This is a genomic window from Nocardiopsis sp. NPDC057823, assembly GCF_042797335.1.
Taxonomy (GTDB): domain Bacteria; phylum Actinomycetota; class Actinomycetes; order Streptosporangiales; family Streptosporangiaceae; genus Nocardiopsis; species Nocardiopsis changdeensis.
This window is the reverse complement of sequence record NZ_JBHVLR010000001.1, coordinates 493,616-509,411: the sequence shown is the minus strand read 5'-3', so window position 1 is coordinate 509,411 and position 15,796 is coordinate 493,616. Positions and strand designations below refer to the sequence as shown.

The 15,796-nt window shown below is 73.3% G+C and carries 13 protein-coding genes; 7 read left to right on the top strand and 6 right to left on the bottom strand.

All coding sequences use genetic code 11. From position 1 onward, the window contains the following. Window positions 1-169 precede the first annotated feature (169 nt). The 4 genes from ACFVNO_RS02360 to ACFVNO_RS02345 all read left to right on the top strand — a co-directional run bounded on the left by ACFVNO_RS02360 (window position 170) and on the right by ACFVNO_RS02345 (window position 5,296). Window positions 170-994 carry a hypothetical protein gene (locus ACFVNO_RS02360; protein WP_220564910.1) on the top strand — a complete coding sequence of 275 codons (825 nt, stop codon included), beginning with the start codon at window positions 170-172 and terminating at the stop codon, window positions 992-994. Window positions 995-1,031: 37 nt separating this feature from the next. Further along, window positions 1,032-2,960, top strand: coding sequence for a fumarate reductase/succinate dehydrogenase flavoprotein subunit (locus ACFVNO_RS02355; protein ID WP_355256363.1), 1,929 nt, complete (start codon window positions 1,032-1,034; stop codon window positions 2,958-2,960). Then, window positions 2,957-3,745 carry a succinate dehydrogenase/fumarate reductase iron-sulfur subunit gene (locus tag ACFVNO_RS02350; RefSeq protein WP_355256360.1) on the top strand — a complete coding sequence of 263 codons (789 nt, stop codon included), beginning with the start codon at window positions 2,957-2,959 and terminating at the stop codon, window positions 3,743-3,745. Before ACFVNO_RS02355 ends, ACFVNO_RS02350 begins: the two co-directional genes overlap by 4 nt. Before the next feature lie 429 nt (window positions 3,746-4,174). Next, the gene (locus ACFVNO_RS02345; RefSeq protein ID WP_378888579.1) at window positions 4,175-5,296 is read left to right on the top strand and encodes a DNA alkylation repair protein; all 1,122 of its coding nucleotides are present in this window, start codon (window positions 4,175-4,177) and stop codon (window positions 5,294-5,296) included. A 12-nt stretch (window positions 5,297-5,308) separates the two neighbouring features. Here ACFVNO_RS02345 and ACFVNO_RS02340 read toward each other — a convergent pair whose 3' ends face one another. The 6 genes from ACFVNO_RS02340 to ACFVNO_RS02315 form a co-directional block, all read right to left on the bottom strand. Beyond that, window positions 5,309-5,665, bottom strand: a complete 357-nt coding sequence (locus ACFVNO_RS02340; RefSeq protein WP_220564906.1) for a hypothetical protein — start codon at window positions 5,663-5,665, stop codon at window positions 5,309-5,311. 91 nt (window positions 5,666-5,756) lie between these two features. Continuing rightward, window positions 5,757-6,392: an MBL fold metallo-hydrolase gene (locus tag ACFVNO_RS02335; protein ID WP_355256352.1), complete on the bottom strand. Its 636-nt coding sequence runs from the start codon at window positions 6,390-6,392 to the stop codon at window positions 5,757-5,759. Between the two features lie 110 nt (window positions 6,393-6,502). After that, window positions 6,503-7,501: an adenylate/guanylate cyclase domain-containing protein gene (locus ACFVNO_RS02330; protein WP_220564904.1), complete on the bottom strand. Its 999-nt coding sequence runs from the start codon at window positions 7,499-7,501 to the stop codon at window positions 6,503-6,505. A 121-nt stretch (window positions 7,502-7,622) separates the two neighbouring features. Continuing rightward, complete coding sequence (locus ACFVNO_RS02325; protein ID WP_355256349.1) at window positions 7,623-8,141, bottom strand: PH domain-containing protein; 519 nt, start codon at window positions 8,139-8,141, stop codon at window positions 7,623-7,625. A gap of 114 nt (window positions 8,142-8,255) precedes the next feature. Then, entirely contained in the window at window positions 8,256-9,116 is an 861-nt protein-coding gene (locus ACFVNO_RS02320; RefSeq protein WP_355256346.1) for a biotin--[acetyl-CoA-carboxylase] ligase, read from the bottom strand. A gap of 106 nt (window positions 9,117-9,222) precedes the next feature. After that, window positions 9,223-11,793 (bottom strand): phosphoenolpyruvate carboxylase, encoded by a 2,571-nt coding sequence (locus ACFVNO_RS02315; protein WP_355257083.1) that lies wholly within the window; start codon window positions 11,791-11,793, stop codon window positions 9,223-9,225. 313 nt (window positions 11,794-12,106) lie between these two features. Between ACFVNO_RS02315 and ACFVNO_RS02310 the strand changes: the two genes are divergently transcribed. From ACFVNO_RS02310 to ACFVNO_RS02300, 3 genes are all read left to right on the top strand, one after another. Further along, entirely contained in the window at window positions 12,107-13,717 is a 1,611-nt protein-coding gene (locus ACFVNO_RS02310) for an acyl-CoA carboxylase subunit beta (RefSeq protein WP_355256343.1), read from the top strand. Beyond that, window positions 13,714-13,941, top strand: coding sequence for an acyl-CoA carboxylase subunit epsilon (locus ACFVNO_RS02305; RefSeq protein ID WP_355256340.1), 228 nt, complete (start codon window positions 13,714-13,716; stop codon window positions 13,939-13,941). Before ACFVNO_RS02310 ends, ACFVNO_RS02305 begins: the two co-directional genes overlap by 4 nt. Before the next feature lie 72 nt (window positions 13,942-14,013). Then, a complete protein-coding gene (locus ACFVNO_RS02300) occupies window positions 14,014-15,783 on the top strand; it encodes an acetyl/propionyl/methylcrotonyl-CoA carboxylase subunit alpha (protein WP_378888572.1) in 1,770 nt (589 codons plus the stop codon). The last annotated feature ends 13 nt before the right edge of the window (window positions 15,784-15,796 follow it).

Below are 15,796 nucleotides of genomic sequence, written 5' to 3'. Positions count from 1 at the left end.
TCTCCGGGGTTTCGTGGAACCTGATATGTGACCGTCATCACAGTCGCCTAACGTGGCGTGACAGAGCGGTTCCCTTCCGGCCATCCCGGGCCGGCCGGCACTCGACGGAGGCGCGACGGCGGGGACGCGGCCACCCGCGGCCCTCCCCGACCGGCCCCTCCCACTGGAGGTGGAGACGACGGTGACCCCGCCCGACGGCGCGACCCCCGCACGCGCCCGGATACAGATCCCGCAGCGCACCCTGCGCACCGACCGATGGTGGCTCGGCCCCCTGCTCACCACACTGGGCCTGGCCACCTTCGTCGTCTACGCGACCCTGCGCGTCCTCCAACAGGACCACTACTGGGTCCAGGAGCACCACTACCTGACCCCGTTCTACTCGCCCTGCCTGGCCGCCCAGTGCGCGCCCGACGCCGCGCTGTTCGGGCGCCTGCCGGTGGAGTTCCCGCCGCTGATCCCCTACGCGCTGGTCAGCCTGCCGTTCCTGCTGCTGTTCCGGCTGACCTGCTACTACTACCGCAAGGCCTACTACCGCTCGATCTGGCAGGCGCCCACGGCCTGCGCCGTCCGGGAGCCGCACCGGTCCTACACCGGCGAGACCCGGCCGCTGATGCTCCCGCAGAACGCGCACCGGTACTTCTTCTACGTCGCCCTCGCCATCACCGTGATCAACACCTGGGACATGCTCGTCCCCTTCTTCCACGGCACGGACGGCGGCTTCGGCATCGGCCTGGGCAACGTGATCATGGTCGTCAACGTGCTGATGCTGTGGGGCTACACGCTCAGCTGCCACTCCTGCCGCCACATCATGGGCGGCCGCCTGCGCAGCTTCGGCCGCCACCCGGTCCGCTACCGGCTGTGGACGGGCGTCTCCCGGCTCAACGACCGGCACATGTACTTCGGCTGGGCGAGCATCGCCACCCTCATCGCCACCGACGCCTACGTCGCGCTCATGGCGAGCGGCGTCATCTCCGACCTGCGCTTCTTCAACTGAACCCTCTGGGCACGAGGCCGACCCGGAAAGGCACACGATGGCTCCTCCGAGAGCACCCGGCGTGACCCGACACACCTACGACGTGGTCGTGATCGGCGCGGGCGGCGCGGGACTGCGCGCCGCCATCGCCGCCCGCGAACAGGGCATGCGCACCGCCGTCATCTCCAAATCGCTGTTCGGCAAGGCGCACACGGTGATGGCCGAGGGCGGCGCCGCGGCCGCGCTGGGCAACGCCAACCCCGCCGACGAGTGGCGGATCCACTTCCGCGACACCATCCGCGGCGGCAAGTTCCTCAACGACCCCCGCATGGCCGAGCTGCACGCGCGCGAGGCCCCCGACCGCATCCTGGAGCTGGAGTACTGGGGCGCGCTGTTCGACCGGACCCCCGACGGCCGGATCAGCCAGCGCAACTTCGGCGGACACGAGTACCCGCGCCTGGCGCACGTGGGCGACCGGACCGGCCTGGAGATGATCCGCACCCTCCAGCAGCGCGTCGTGGCGCTCCAGCAGGCCGACGCCGCCGAGCTGGGCGACCCCGACGCCATGCTGCGGGTCTTCCCCGAGACGGCGGTCACCGAGCTGCTGCTGCACGACGGGGCGATCGCCGGGGCGTTCGGCTACCGCCGCGAGGACGGCGGGTTCGTCGTGTTCGAGGCGCCCGCGGTGGTCCTGGCCACCGGCGGCATCGGCAAGATGTTCCGGACCACCTCCAACTCCTGGGAGTACACCGGCGACGGCCACGCGCTGGCGCTGCGGGCCGGGGCCTCGCTCATCAACATGGAGTTCGTCCAGTTCCACCCGACCGGCATGGTCTGGCCGCCGTCGGTGCGGGGCATCCTCGTCACCGAGTCCGTGCGCGGCGACGGCGGGGTGCTGCGCAACTCCGAGGGCCGCCGCTTCATGTTCGACTACGTCCCCGACGTGTTCCGCGCCCAGTACGCGGAGACCGAGGCGGAGGCCGACGGCTGGTACGACGACCCGGCGAACCACCGCAGGCCCCCGGAGCTGCTGCCGCGCGACGAGGTGGCGCGGGCGATCAACAGCGAGGTCAAGGCCGGCCGGGGGTCCCCGCACGGCGGGGTGTTCCTGGACGTGTCCACCCGGCTGCCCGCCGAGGAGATCCGCCGCCGGCTGCCGTCCATGCACCACCAGTTCAAGGAGCTGGCGGACGTGGACATCACCACCGAGCCGATGGAGGTGGGCCCCACCTGCCACTACGTGATGGGCGGGGTGCGGGTGGACGCGGAGACCGCCGCCTCCGACGTGCCCGGGCTGTTCGCGGCCGGCGAGGTGGCGGGCGGCATGCACGGCTCCAACCGGCTGGGCGGCAACTCGCTGTCGGACCTGCTGGTGTTCGGCCGCCGGGCCGGGCAGGGCGCGGCCGGGTACGTCGCCGGGCTCTCCGGGCGCGCGCCCTACGGGAGCGTGGCGGGCCGGGTGGCCGAGGCCGCCGAGCACGCGCTGGCGTTCCTCAAGCAGGGCACCGGGGAGAACCCGTACACGCTCCACTCCGACCTCCAGGACACCATGAACGACCTGGTCGGGATCATCCGGCGCGGTCCGGAGCTGGCGGAGGCCCTGGAGCGGCTGGACGTCCTGCTGGAACGCTCCGCGGGGCTGAGCGCCCCCGGCGACCGGGTGTACAACCCGGGCTGGCACCTGGCGATGTCGCTGCCCAACATGCTCGTGGTGTCGCGGGCGATCGCGGCGTCGGCGCTGGAGCGGGAGGAGTCGCGCGGCGGCCACACCCGCGACGACTTCCCGGAGATGTCGTCCCAGTGGCGGCGGATCAACCTGGAGGTCCGCGTCGGCGGGGACGGCGCGGTGGTGGTCGGGCGCCGTCCGGTGCCCGACATCCCCGGGGACCTGCTGTCGGTGTTCGACCCCGACGAGCTGGCCAAGTACCTGACCAAGGAGGAGCTGCCCGAGGCGGCCGGCGGCGTGGACGGAGAGGAGCGGGCATGAGCGAGAGGTTGTTCCGGGTCTGGCGCGGCGGGGCCGACGGGGGGCTGTCGGAGTACCGGGTGGAGGTGAACGAGGGCGAGGTGGTGCTGGACGCGCTGCACCGCCTCCAGGCCACCCAGGCCCCCGACCTGGCGGTGCGCTGGAACTGCAAGGCGGGCAAGTGCGGCTCGTGCTCGATGGAGATCAACGGGATGCCGCGGCTGTCGTGCATGACGCGGATGAGCGTGTTCGCCGAGGACGAGACGGTCACGGTGACGCCCCTGCGCACGTTCCCGGTGATCCGGGACCTGGTGTGCGACGTGTCGTTCAACTACGACAAGGCGCGGGAGATCCCGTCCTTCGCACCGGACCCGGCGACGGAGCCCGGGGACTTCCGGATGGCGCAGGTCGATGTGGAGCGCTCACAGGAGTTCCGCAAGTGCATCGAGTGCTTCCTGTGCAACAGCGTGTGCCACGTGATCCGCGACCACGAGGAGAACCAGCCGCACTTCTCCGGCCCCCGGTACCTCATGCGGGTGGCCGAACTGGAGATGCACCCGGAGGACACCGCCGACCGGCGGGCGATCGCCCAGGACGAGTTCGGGCTCGGCTACTGCAACATCACCAAGTGCTGTACGGAGGTGTGCCCGGAGGGCATCCACATCACCGACAACGCGCTCATCCCCATGAAGGAGCGCGTCGCCGACCGCAGGTACGACCCGCTGGTGTGGCTGGGGTCCAAGATCGGGGTCCGCCCCAAGGACACCCCGATCGTGCCCAACATCCGCCGCCCGGCGGGCGACTGACCCGGCGCGGGGTGCGGGTCCGCCCGCCCCGCACCCCGCACGGCCGCCGGCGCCCGGAGGCAAGTGCCCACCGACCAGGGTGTGAGAGCGCCACTCCCGCGCCCCGGTCGCGGTGGCCTCCCAGGGGCGGGTGCCCACCGACCAGGGCGTGAGGGGTACCGGTCCCGCGCCCCGACGCCAGCGGCCGCAGAACGGGCGCCCAGGGGCGGGTGCCCACCGACCAGAGCGTGGGGGCACCACTGCCGCACCCCGCACGGCCCCCGGTACGCGGAGGCCCGGGGCCGCGTTCCCCACCGGGAACGTCCACTGCCGGAAATGGGCGCCTATGAGCCGAGAGCGAGGAGAACAACCGATCATCCGCTTGATGGCGAATCTCGACTTTTCCCGTGCCGGACGGGACACTGTGCCCCTCGGACAGGGCGGGGGCACATGGCGGACGAGAGCGGTCTCAAACGGCACGTCGGCGGCGGGGCCGCGCGGGTGCTGGGCACGGCGATCCGGGAGCGGCTCCCCGGGTTCGACGTGGAGGGCTACGCCGCCGAGGTGGCGGCCCGGGTCGGCCCGCTGGAGCTCAAGGACCGGGTCATGGTGATGGCCGAGGGCCTGCGCGCCCGGCTGCCCGCCGCCTACCCCGAGGCCGTCGGGGTGCTCGTGGACTCCCTGGGCGAGGACCTGGTGGACGGAGCGGGGATGTACGCGCAGGGCTTCCACCTGATGGCGGTGGCCCGGTTCGTGGAGGAGTACGGGGTGGCCCACCCCGAGGTGTCGCTGCCCGCACTGGTGGAGATCACCCGGCGGCACACCTCCGAGTTCGCGGTGCGCCCCTTCCTGGTGCACCACCGGGAGGCGGCCATGGAGCTGATGCGCGCCTGCGCCGCCGACCCCGACCCCAACGTGCGGCGGTTCGCCAGCGAGGGGCTGCGGCCCCGGCTGCCGTGGGCGCGACGGCTGCCGGAGTTCGTCGCCGACCCCGGGCCGGTGCTGGAGGTCCTGGAGGCGCTGCGCAACGACCCGTCGGCGTACGTGCGCACCTCGGTCGCCAACAACCTCAACGACATCTCGCGCGACCACCCCGGACGGGTCCTGGACCTGGCCGAGCGGTGGACCCGGGAGAGCCCGACCCCCGAGACCGCCTGGACCGTCCGGCACGCGCTGCGCACCCTGGTCAAGCGGGGCGACCCGCGGGCGCTGGCGCTGCTGGGCGCGACCGGCGGCGACCGCGTGCTCGCCGAGGGGCTGGCCCTCTCCCCCGCCGTACTGGACCTGGGGGAGACCCTGGAGGTGCGGGTGGAGCTGGCCAACACCGACGACCGCCCGCACACGGTCATCGTGGACTACCGGGTCCACTACGTGAAGGCCGACGGCACCCGCCGCCCCAAGGTGTTCAAGTGGACCACCGTGGAGCTGTGCGCGGGCGAGCGGCGCGCGCTGGTCAAGCGGCACCGGGTGAAGCCGGTCAGCACCCGCACCCACCACCCGGGCGAACACCTGGTGGAGGTGCAGGTCAACGGGGCGATCAAGGCGGCCGCCCCGTTCGGGCTGCGGGTCTGAGCCGCCCGGCCGTCAGGCCCCGGCGGCGATGAGCGGGCGCATGTCCAGCCGGTGCACCCCGGCGGGCCCCTGCGGGTCCCAGCCGTCGGCGAGCGCGGCGCGGACCGCCTCGGCCACCCGGGCCGGGGTGATGGGCTCGGGCATGAACTCGTCGGGAGAGCAGTCCGGGCAGCAGTAGTGGGACAACGGGAGCCACTCTCCCAGGGTCACCGAGAGCAGGCGGCCGGGCGCGTCCTCGCGCTCCACGGCGAAGGTCAGCGGGCGGGAGCGGGCCCGGGCCTCGGTGACGCTGCGGCGGGAGCGGTGGCGCCAGCGGTAGGCGACGCCGTCGACGGTGATCCTGCGGGTGCCCTTCCTGGGCATGGTCATCGGTGGCCTCGTTCGATAGGGGGCGGTGACGGGCACCACCGTAGGGACCGCGGGCCCCGCGGCGCCACGGGTTTTCCGCCCCCGCCCGGGCTCAGAAGCCGCGGGCCGCCCAGTCGTCCAGGTGCGCGGCCGCCTCGGCGACGGTGGTCGACTCCCCGTGCCCGGGGTGGACGACCGTCTCCCCCGGCAGCACCGCCAGGTGGTCGCGGATGGACGCGATGATGGTCGGGAAGTCCGACAGCGGCTGCCCGGTGGCCCCCGGCCCGTCCGGGAAGAGCGTGTCCCCGGTGAACACCGCGCCGATGGCGGGCGCGTACAGGCTCACCCCGCCGGGCGTGTGCCCGGGGGTGTGCAGGATCCGCAGCTCGATCCCGCCGACCTGGAGGGCCTCGCCGTGCAGCAGCGGGGCGTCCGGCTCCTGGTCGGGGTGCACCAGGTGCCACAGGTCGGCGTCGTCGGGGTGCAGCAGGACCGGGGTGTCGGTGAGCTCGGCCAGCGCCACCGCCGCGTTGATGTGGTCGGCGTGGCCGTGGGTGCACACGATCGCCATGAGCTCCCGGTCGCCCAGGCCGCGGGCGATGGCCCGGTGGTCGTGGGCGGCGTCGATGACGATCGCGCTCTCCTCGTCGCCGACGATCCACACGTTGTTCTCGATCGCGGACTCGGCGCCCTCAAGGCTGAGCACCCCTGAGGTGCGCAGCCGAACGACCGGGTACGGGTCGGTCATCGAAGCCTCCACCACCTGTGTCCGCTACTGGGTTCCGGCGCCTATGAGCCTATCCCGAGCGGCCCCCGCCCACACGCCTCCGGGGACCGGGTCCGCCGCCGGGCCGGGGCTCAGGCGGTGACGCCGGGCTCGAAGTTGCGGCGCAGGGCGTAGGGCTGGATGAGGCCCAGCCCGTGGGCGTGCCGCGCCCGCACCTTGACCACCTGGAGGCCCTCGGCGCCGTCCAGGCTGCGGGCCAGCTCCTCGTCGATGAGGACGGTGCCGGGCCGGGCGAAGGAGGTGAGGCGGCTGGACCGGTTGACGGTGGTGCCGAACACGTCGCCGTGCAGGGTGAGCACCGGGCCCGAGGACAGGCCCACCCGCACGTCGGGGACCTCGACGTGGGTCTTCACCCCCGAGGCGAGGCGCAGGGCGATGTCGGCGGCCTTGACGGGGTCGTCGGCCACGTAGAGAACCTCGTCGCCGAGGGTCTTGACCACCCGGCCGCCGCCGGAGGCGACGATGTCGGCGGCGGTGGCCTCGAAGCCCTCCACCACCTGGGCCAGCTCCACCTCGTCGAGCTCGCGGCTGAGGGTGGTGAAGGAGACCAGGTCGGCGAACCCGACGATGAGCGGGTAGTAGTTGGGCACGCCGTCGACACCGTTGGACATCACGGCCAGGGTGCGGGCGGTGGAGGCGGCGAGCTGGCGGCGCCAGATGTGCAGCAGCAGCCGCTCCACGTCGGGCAGCAGCTCCTTGACCTGGTTCATCAGGGGCCCGGCGCCCCCGACGCCCTCCCCCTCGCGGAACAGCAGGGTGCTGAGGATGCTGGTCTGCCAGTCGGCCAGCCGGGCCATGGTCTGCCCCATGGCGCGGGCGAAGCGGACCACCGCCTCCTCGTCGAGGACGCCCTCGTCGAGCAGCCCGGTCGCCAGCCGCAGGGCCTCGACGTCGCTCTCGGTGAAGATGACGGTGTCGTCGCTCTGCGTGGGGAAGCCCAGGGCACGCCAGACCCGGCCGGCGAGCTCGGGGTCGGCCGCGGCCAGCTCGATCGCCTGCTCCCTGGTGTAGACCGCCTCACCGCCCAGGAGAGCGGTCTCGATCACTTTCGGGTCAGGACGCGACGACATACGTTCTCTTTCACGGAACCGTCCCCGCCCGTGCGGGGAGCGAGTACTGGGGGCCACCGCGTCGGCGCCGCGGGGTCCACCTCCAGCTTACGCCGGAGACCGCCGCCGCTCCGGGCGGCCGTCACCGGGGGGCGGCGGGGGACTCCGGACGGTGGGCGCCGTCGACCCGTCTGTAGATCTCCGACTGGAACCACTCCGGGCGCGGGACCTTTCTGAGGGTGATGGCCTCCTGCTCGGAGGCCGACTGCACCGTCAACGTCCCGTACCTCATGACGCGTTCCCACACCGACATGCTGAAGGCGACGTCGTTGACCCGGGTGAGCGGCATGTCCCGCCCCTTCCGGGAGATGAGGCCCTGACGCGTCATCAGGCGGCGGTCGGTGAGGATGTAGACGGTCGAGGACCAGCGCAGCAGGGGGACGAGCCAGAAGACCAGCGCGGCGGCCAGGGCGAGGACCCCGACCACCCCGGCGGCGGCGGGCGCCCACTCCTCCTGCCAGGGCAGGAACCACAGCGCCGCGGCGGTGGCGGCGACGATGGCCGCCAGGGCCGTGAACTCCTCGACGAGCACGGTCCAGTGCTGACGGACGACGTGGACGAGCTCCTCGTCGTCGGAGAGGTGACGGTCCGCGATAGCCATGCCTGGATCATGGCACAGGCCGGTACCGCCCAGAAAGGCGGTGTCCGCGGCCTGTGGACGGCGTTGCGCGGAAGTTCCACGGAACGTTCCCCGCGGGTCCCGCCCCGGCCGGCCTCAGCCCGCGGGGCGCACGTGCACGACGTCGCCCACGCTCAGGGCCCGCTCCCCCTCGGGTCCGTCGACCACCAGTCGCCCCTCGGCGTCGATCGCGGTCACGACGCCCTCCAGGATCCGGTCGCCGGGCAGGTGCACCCGGACCCGCCGGCCCAGGGTGGTGCAGACGTCGCGGTAGACGGCGGCCAGGCCGCTGCGCTCGGCGTCGCCGCCGGCCGCCGCCCACATCGTGTACAGCTCCTCGAACTCGCCGAGCAGGGACGCCAGCAGCACGCCCCGGTCGAGGGCGGCGGCGCCCTCCCCGCGCAGGGAGACCGCGGTGTCCACGGGCAGCTCGCCGGGGGCCTGGGAGACGTTGAGCCCGATGCCGACGACCACGGCCGGATCTCCGGAGGAGAAGTCGACCTCGGCGAGGATCCCGGCGAGCTTGCCGTCGCCGCCGCCCGGCCCGGCCCGGAACGCCTCGGGGACCAGCAGGTCGTTGGGCCACTTGAGGGCGGCCCGGACCCCGGTGGTGCGGCGCACGGCGCCGACCGCGGCCACGCCCATCAGCGCCGACAGCCAGCCCAGCCGGGAGGGCGGCACGTCGGGGCGCAGCAGCAGGGAGACGGTGAGGGCGGCGCGCGGCGGGGTGCTGAAGCCGCGCCCCATCCGCCCCCGGCCCGCGCTCTGGTGCTCGGCCACCAGCACGCTGCCGTGCGGCGCCCCGGCGCGGCCGCGGGCGGCCAGCTCGGTGTTGGTGGACCCGGCCTCGGGCACCACCTCGATCCGCTCCCACATGCCGCCGGGGCGGACGAGTCCGGCGTTGAGCGCCGCCGGGTCGAGCGGCGGGCGCGGGAAGGGGTCCTCGGTTGCGGCCATACCCCCATTACAGCAGCGCCGGAACCCCGCCGGGACACCGTGCCCGGCCGGCCCGCCCCGGCCCCCCGAAGGGGGCCGGGGCCCGGCCGCGCGCGGGGGCGGGCGGTCAGCCGGTGTTCTGGAGCCCGGCGGCGACGCCGTTGACCGACAGCAGCAGGAGCCGCTCCAGGTGCTGCTGGTCCTCGGGCGACAGGGTCGCGGCGTCCTCCGAGCGCAGCGCCTCCAGGGCCCGCAGCTGGAGGTGGGACAGCGCGTCCACGTACGGGTTGCGCAGGTCCACCGCGCGCGAGAGCACGCGGCGGGTCTCCAGCAGCCGGGAGTGCCCGGTCACCCGCAGCACCAGGTCGCGGGTGAGGTCGTACTCGGCCAGGACCCGCTCGCTCATCTCGGGCCGGCCGCCCAGGGCGAGGTAGCGCTCGGCGATGGTGCGGTCGGTCTTGGCCAGGCTCATCTCCGCGTTGTCCAGCAGCGACGAGAACATGGGCCACTCGCGGTAGGCGTCCTGGAGCAGCGACAGGTCGGACACGGCCGCCAGCCCGGTGCCCAGCCCGTACCAGCCGGGCAGGTTGACCCGGGTCTGGGTCCAGGCGAACACCCACGGGATGGCGCGCAGGTCGCCCAGCCCCCGGGCGGCGCCGCGGCGGGCCGGGCGCGAGCCCAGCCGCAGCTCGCCCAGCTCCTCCAGCGGGCTGACCCGGGAGAACCAGGCGGCGAACCCGTCGGCGTTGATGAGGTCGAGGTAGGCCCGCTGGGCGGCGGCCCCGATGGCGTCGGCGTGCGGCCGGTACTTCAGGGCGGCGGAGCGCTCGCGCTCCTGCACCTCGTCGGTGGAGGCCATCAGGACGGCGTGGCCGACCTGCTCGATGTGCCGCCGGGCCAGGTCGGCCTGGCCGTAGCGGGCGAAGATGACCTCGCCCTGCTCGGTGACCTTGAACCGGCCGTCGACCGAGCCGGGCGCCTGCGCGAGCAGGGCGCGGCTGGCGGGGCCGCCGCCGCGGCCCAGGGAGCCGCCGCGGCCGTGGAACAGCGTGAGGCGCACGTCGTGGCGGCGGGCCCAGTCGGCCAGCCGGGCCTGGGCGTCGTACAGCCGCAGGGTGGCGCTGACCGGGCCGACGTCCTTGGCGGAGTCGCTGTAGCCGAGCATCACCTCGACGCGGCGGCCGCTCTGCTCCAGGCGCTCCCGCACCTGGCGGAGTCCGAGCATGCCGTCCAGGACGCCGGGGGAGGCGTCCAGGTCGGCGCCGGTCTCGAAGAGCGGGATGACGTCGAGGACGGGGCGGCGGTCGGCCGGCAGCGCGTACTCCGCCAGCTCGTACACGGCGGCGATGTCGTCGGCGGAGCGGGTGAAGCTGACGATGTAGCGGCGGCAGGCCTCCACTCCGAAGCGCTCCTGGATCCAGGAGACGACCCGGATGGTGTCCAGGACCTCGCGGGTGCGCTCGGTCAGCTCCCCGTCGGGGCCGTGCTCGCGCAGTTCGGCCAGGGCCGCGGCGTGCACCTCGCTGTGCTGGCGGATCTCCAGCTCGGCGAGGTGGAACCCGAAGGTCTCGGCCTGCCAGACGAGGTGCTGGAGCTCGCCGTAGGCCTGCCGGTTCGCCCCGGCTGCGGCCAGGGACTCCTGGACGGTGCGCAGGTCGGCGAGGAACGCCTCGGCGTTCGGGTAGGCCAGGTCGGCGTCGCGCTCGCGGGTGGCGCGCAGCCGGGCCGCGGCGTACAGCAGGAACCGGCGGTGCGGCTCGTTGGGCGAGCGGTCGGAGATCTCCGCCAGCAGCGACGGCTGTCCGGCGCGGGCCGAGGAGAGCGCGTCGAGCAGGGCCTGCGAGGCGGGGGTGAGGTTGCCGTAGGCGGTGAGGGTGCGGGCGATCCGGTCGCAGGCGGACTCCAGGCCGCGCAGCACGTGCTCGGACTGGATGCGCACCGCCTCGCGGGTCACCTCGTGGGTGACGTAGGGGTTGCCGTCGCGGTCGCCGCCGATCCAGGTGCCGTAGCGGACGAACGGCACGGCCCGGGGCGGGCGGACGCCGGTGCCCTCGGGGTCCAGGGCCCGGTCCAGGGAGCGGTAGACGTGCGGGATGACGGAGAAGATGGTCTCGTCGAAGGCCGCCAGGGCCGTGCGCACCTCGTCGAGCGGGTCGAGCCGGGTGTAGCGCAGCTGGGAGGTGCGCCAGAGCAGGTCGATCTCCTCCAGCAGGCGGCGGTGCGCCTCGGCGGCCTCGGTGCTGCCCTCGTGGGCGCCGTGCCAGGCGTCGAGCTGGGCGCTGATCCGCAGGATGGAGGTGGAGACGGCGCGGCGGCGGGCCTCGGTGGGGTGGGCGGTGAGCACGGGGTGGAACTCCATGCCCGCGACCAGCGCGTCGAGGTGCTCCTCTCCCCCGGCGCCCTCGCGGATGGCGCGGACGGCCGCGGCCAGGGACTCGCGGGGCGGGTTGGCCGCGTCGTCGCGCTCGCGCAGCGTGCGCATGCGCTGGTGCTCCTCGGCCAGGTTGGCGAGGTGGAAGTAGACGGTGAAGGCGCGCGCGACCTGCTTTGCGCGTTCGAGGGGCCAGGCGGCCACCAATGCGGTGATCTCCTCGCCGGTGACGGAACCGTCGCGGGCGCCGATGACCGCATGACGGAGTTTTTCGACATCGGCGAGCAGATCCTCGCCGCCGCTCTCCCTGAGCACGGTTCCGAGCATCTCACCGAGCAGCTTGACGTCATTCCTGAGCTGTTCGGGCACTTCCTGGCGCGCACTGTCGCGCTCTGCGCTTACCGCTGTCATAGGGCCGACACTACAGAGAACGGTTCTTCCGGAGCGTTCCCGGGGGCGCATTTCCGAGCCTTTGCCTTGGCGTTAACAATTGTTCCAGAAGTGCGCGGAATTCACAGCCGATCACGTTCCCGACTCCGGCCCGAGCCCCTGCGGCCGCCCCCGGGGGCCGGATGTTACTGGCCAGTAACCACAGGGCGCGTCCGCGCCGACCCGCCCCGCGGAGTTAACCTGCGTAGTTATGGCCACCGAAGCCCCTGAACCACTGCCCGCGGACGAGATCGACATCCACACCACCGCGGGCAAACTCGCCGACCTGCAGCGGCGACGCTACGAGGCGGTCCACGCGGGATCCGCGCGCGCCGTCGAGAAACAGCACGCCAAGGGCAAGATGACCGCCCGCGAACGCATCGACGCCCTGCTCGACCCGGGGTCGTTCGTCGAGCTGGACGCCCTGGCCCGCCACCGGTCCACCAACTTCGGACTGGACGCCGACCGCCCCTACGGGGACGGTGTCGTCACCGGCTACGGAACCGTCGACGGCCGCCCCGTCGCCGTGTTCAGCCAGGACGTCACCGTCTTCGGCGGATCGCTCGGCGAGGTCTACGGTGAGAAGATCTGCAAGGTCCTCGACCACGCCCTCACCAACGGGTGCCCCGTCATCGGCATCAACGAGGGCGGCGGGGCGCGCATCCAGGAGGGCGTCGTCTCCCTGGGCCTGTACGCCGAGATCTTCAAGCGCAACACCCACGCCTCCGGCGTCATCCCGCAGATCTCCGTGATCATGGGCGCCGCCGCCGGCGGCCACGTCTACTCCCCCGCCCTCACCGACTTCATCGTGATGGTCGACGAGACCTCGCAGATGTTCATCACCGGCCCCGACGTCATCAAGACCGTCACCGGCGAGGACGTCTCCATGGAGGAGCTGGGCGGGGCGCGCACCCACAACACCCGGTCCGGCGTCGCCCACTACATGGGCGCCGACGAGCAGGACGCCCTCGACTACGTCAAGGCCCTGCTGGCGCACCTGCCCGGCAACAACCTGGAGGACGCCCCCGTCCTGCCCCCCGAGGAGGACCCCGGCGAGGAGGTGAACGACGCCGACCTGGCGCTGGACACCTTCGTCCCCGACTCGGCCAATCAGCCCTACGACATCCGGACCGTCATCGGAACGGTCCTGGACGACGGGGACTTCCTGGAGGTCCACGCCATGTTCGCCACCAACATGGTGGTGGGCTTCGGCCGCGTGGACGGGCGCTCCGTCGGCATCATCGCGAACCAGCCCATGAGCCTGGCCGGGTGCCTGGACATCGACGCGTCCGTCAAGGCCGCCCGGTTCGTGCGCACCTGCGACGCGTTCAACATCCCGGTGCTGACCTTCGTGGACGTGCCCGGCTTCCTGCCCGGCACCGACCAGGAGTGGGACGGCATCATCCGCCACGGCGCCAAGCTGCTCTACGCCTACGCCGAGGCCACCGTCCCGCTGATCACGGTGATCACCCGCAAGGCGTTCGGCGGCGCCTACGACGTCATGGGCTCCAAGCACCTGGGCGCCGACATCAACCTCGCCTGGCCCACCGCGCAGATCGCCGTCATGGGCGCCCAGGGCGCGGTGAACATCCTGCACCGGCGCACCCTCGCGGCCGCCGACGACGTGGAGGCCGAGCGGACCCGCCTCATCGGCGAGTACGAGGACACCCTCCTCAACCCCTACTCGGCGGCCGAGCGCGGCTACGTCGACGGGGTCATCCTGCCGTCGGAGACCCGGGTCCAGATCACCAAGGCGCTGCGTGCGCTGGCGAACAAGCGCGCGCAGCTGCCGCCCAAGAAGCACGGGAACATCCCGCTGTGAGCGCGCAGCACACACCGCCGCACCTGGTCGTCGTCCGCGGTGAGCCCACCGCGGAGGAGATCGCCGCCCTCACCGCGGTGCTCGCCGCACGCGCCGCGGCCGCCCTCGCGGCGGCCCGGGCCCCGGACCGGCAGGAGCGCGCCTCCGCCTGGCGCGACCGCGCCCGGGGACTGCGCACCCCGCTGCGCCCCGGCCCCGGCGCCTGGCGCACGAGCCTGCGGTGACACCGCCACTACCCGGACTCCCAGGGGGGCGGTCGGCGCATCCGCCCCACCCACAGCAGAAGGATCTCCACCGTGCGTAAAGTTCTGATCGCCAACCGCGGCGAGATCGCCGTGCGCATCGCCCGCGCCTGCCGCGACGCCGGGCTGGACAGCGTCGCCGTCTACGCCGAACCCGACCTGGACGCCCTGCACGTCAAGGTCGCCGACCAGGCCTACTCCCTGGGCGGTTCCACCCCCGCCGACTCCTACCTGGACATCGGCAAGCTGCTGGCCGTCGCCGCCGAGTCGGGGGCCGACGCCGTGCACCCCGGCTACGGGTTCCTGGCCGAGAACGCCGACTTCGCCCAGGCCGTCATCGACGCCGGGCTCACCTGGATCGGGCCGCCCCCCTCCGCGATCACCGCCCTGGGCGACAAGGTCCAGGCCCGCCACATCGCCCAGAAGGTCGGCGCCCCCCTGGTCGCGGGCACCCCCGACCCCGTCGCCTCCGCCGACGAGGTCGTGGAGTTCGCGCGCGAGCACGGGCTTCCCATCGCGATCAAGGCCGCGTTCGGCGGCGGCGGGCGCGGGCTCAAGGTCGCCCACACCCTGGACGAGGTCCCCGACGCCTACGAGTCCGCGGTGCGCGAGGCCGTCACCGCGTTCGGGCGCGGCGAGTGCTTCGTGGAGCGCTACCTCGACAAGCCCCGGCACGTGGAGACCCAGTGCCTGGCCGACTCCCACGGCAACGTCGTCGTGGTGTCCACCCGCGACTGCTCGTTGCAGCGCCGCCACCAGAAGCTGGTGGAGGAGGCCCCGGCGCCGTTCCTGACCCCCGACCAGATGGACCGGCTGTACTCGGCGTCCAAGGCCATCCTCAAGGAGGCCGGCTACGTGGGCGCGGGGACCTGCGAGTTCCTCGTCGGGGTGGACGGCACCATCTCGTTCCTGGAGGTCAACACCCGCCTCCAGGTCGAGCACCCGGTGACCGAGGAGGTCACCGGGATCGACCTGGTACGGGAGATGTTCCGCGTCGCCGACGGCGAGGAGCTCGGCTACGGGGACCCCGAGGTCCGCGGGCACTCCTTCGAGTTCCGGATCAACGCCGAGGACCCGGGGCGGAACTTCATGCCCGCGCCGGGCACCATCACCGAGTTCGCCCTGCCGGGCGGGCCGGGCGTGCGCGTGGACACCGGCTGCGAGGCGGGGTTCACGGTGCCGCAGGCGTTCGACTCCATGGTCGCCAAGCTGATCGTCACCGGGCGCACCCGCACCCAGGCGCTGGAGCGGGCGCGCCGGGCGCTGGCGGAGTTCACGGTGGGCGGCATGCCCACGGTGATCCCGTTCCACCAGGCCGTGGTGGCCGACCCGGCGTTCGCACCGGCCGACCCGGACGAGCCGTTCGGGGTGTACACCCGGTGGATCGAGACCGAGTTCGACAACCGGATCGAGCCCTGGGCGGGCACGCCGGGCGAGGCCTCCCCGGCCGCGCGCGAGACCGTGACCGTCGAGGTCGGCGGCAAGCGCATCGACGTGGTGCTGCCCGCCTCCCTCAACGTGGGCGCGGCCCCGGCCCCCGCCCCGGCGGGCGGCCGCAAAAAGCGCGCCTCCCGCTCCGGCGGCGGCACGGCCGCCGCGGCGAGCGGCGACGCGCTGGTGTCGCCGATGCAGGGCACCGTGGTCAAGGTCGTCGCGGCCGAGGGCCAGGAGGTGTCCGAGGGCGACACGGTCGTGGTCATCGAGGCCATGAAGATGGAGCAGCCGCTGGCCGCGCACAGGGCCGGAACCGTGACCGGCCTGAAGGTGGGCCCGGGCGAGGCCGTCGGCAACGGCGCCGTCATCTGCGAGATCAAGGACGCCTAGGGCCCTGAACGTG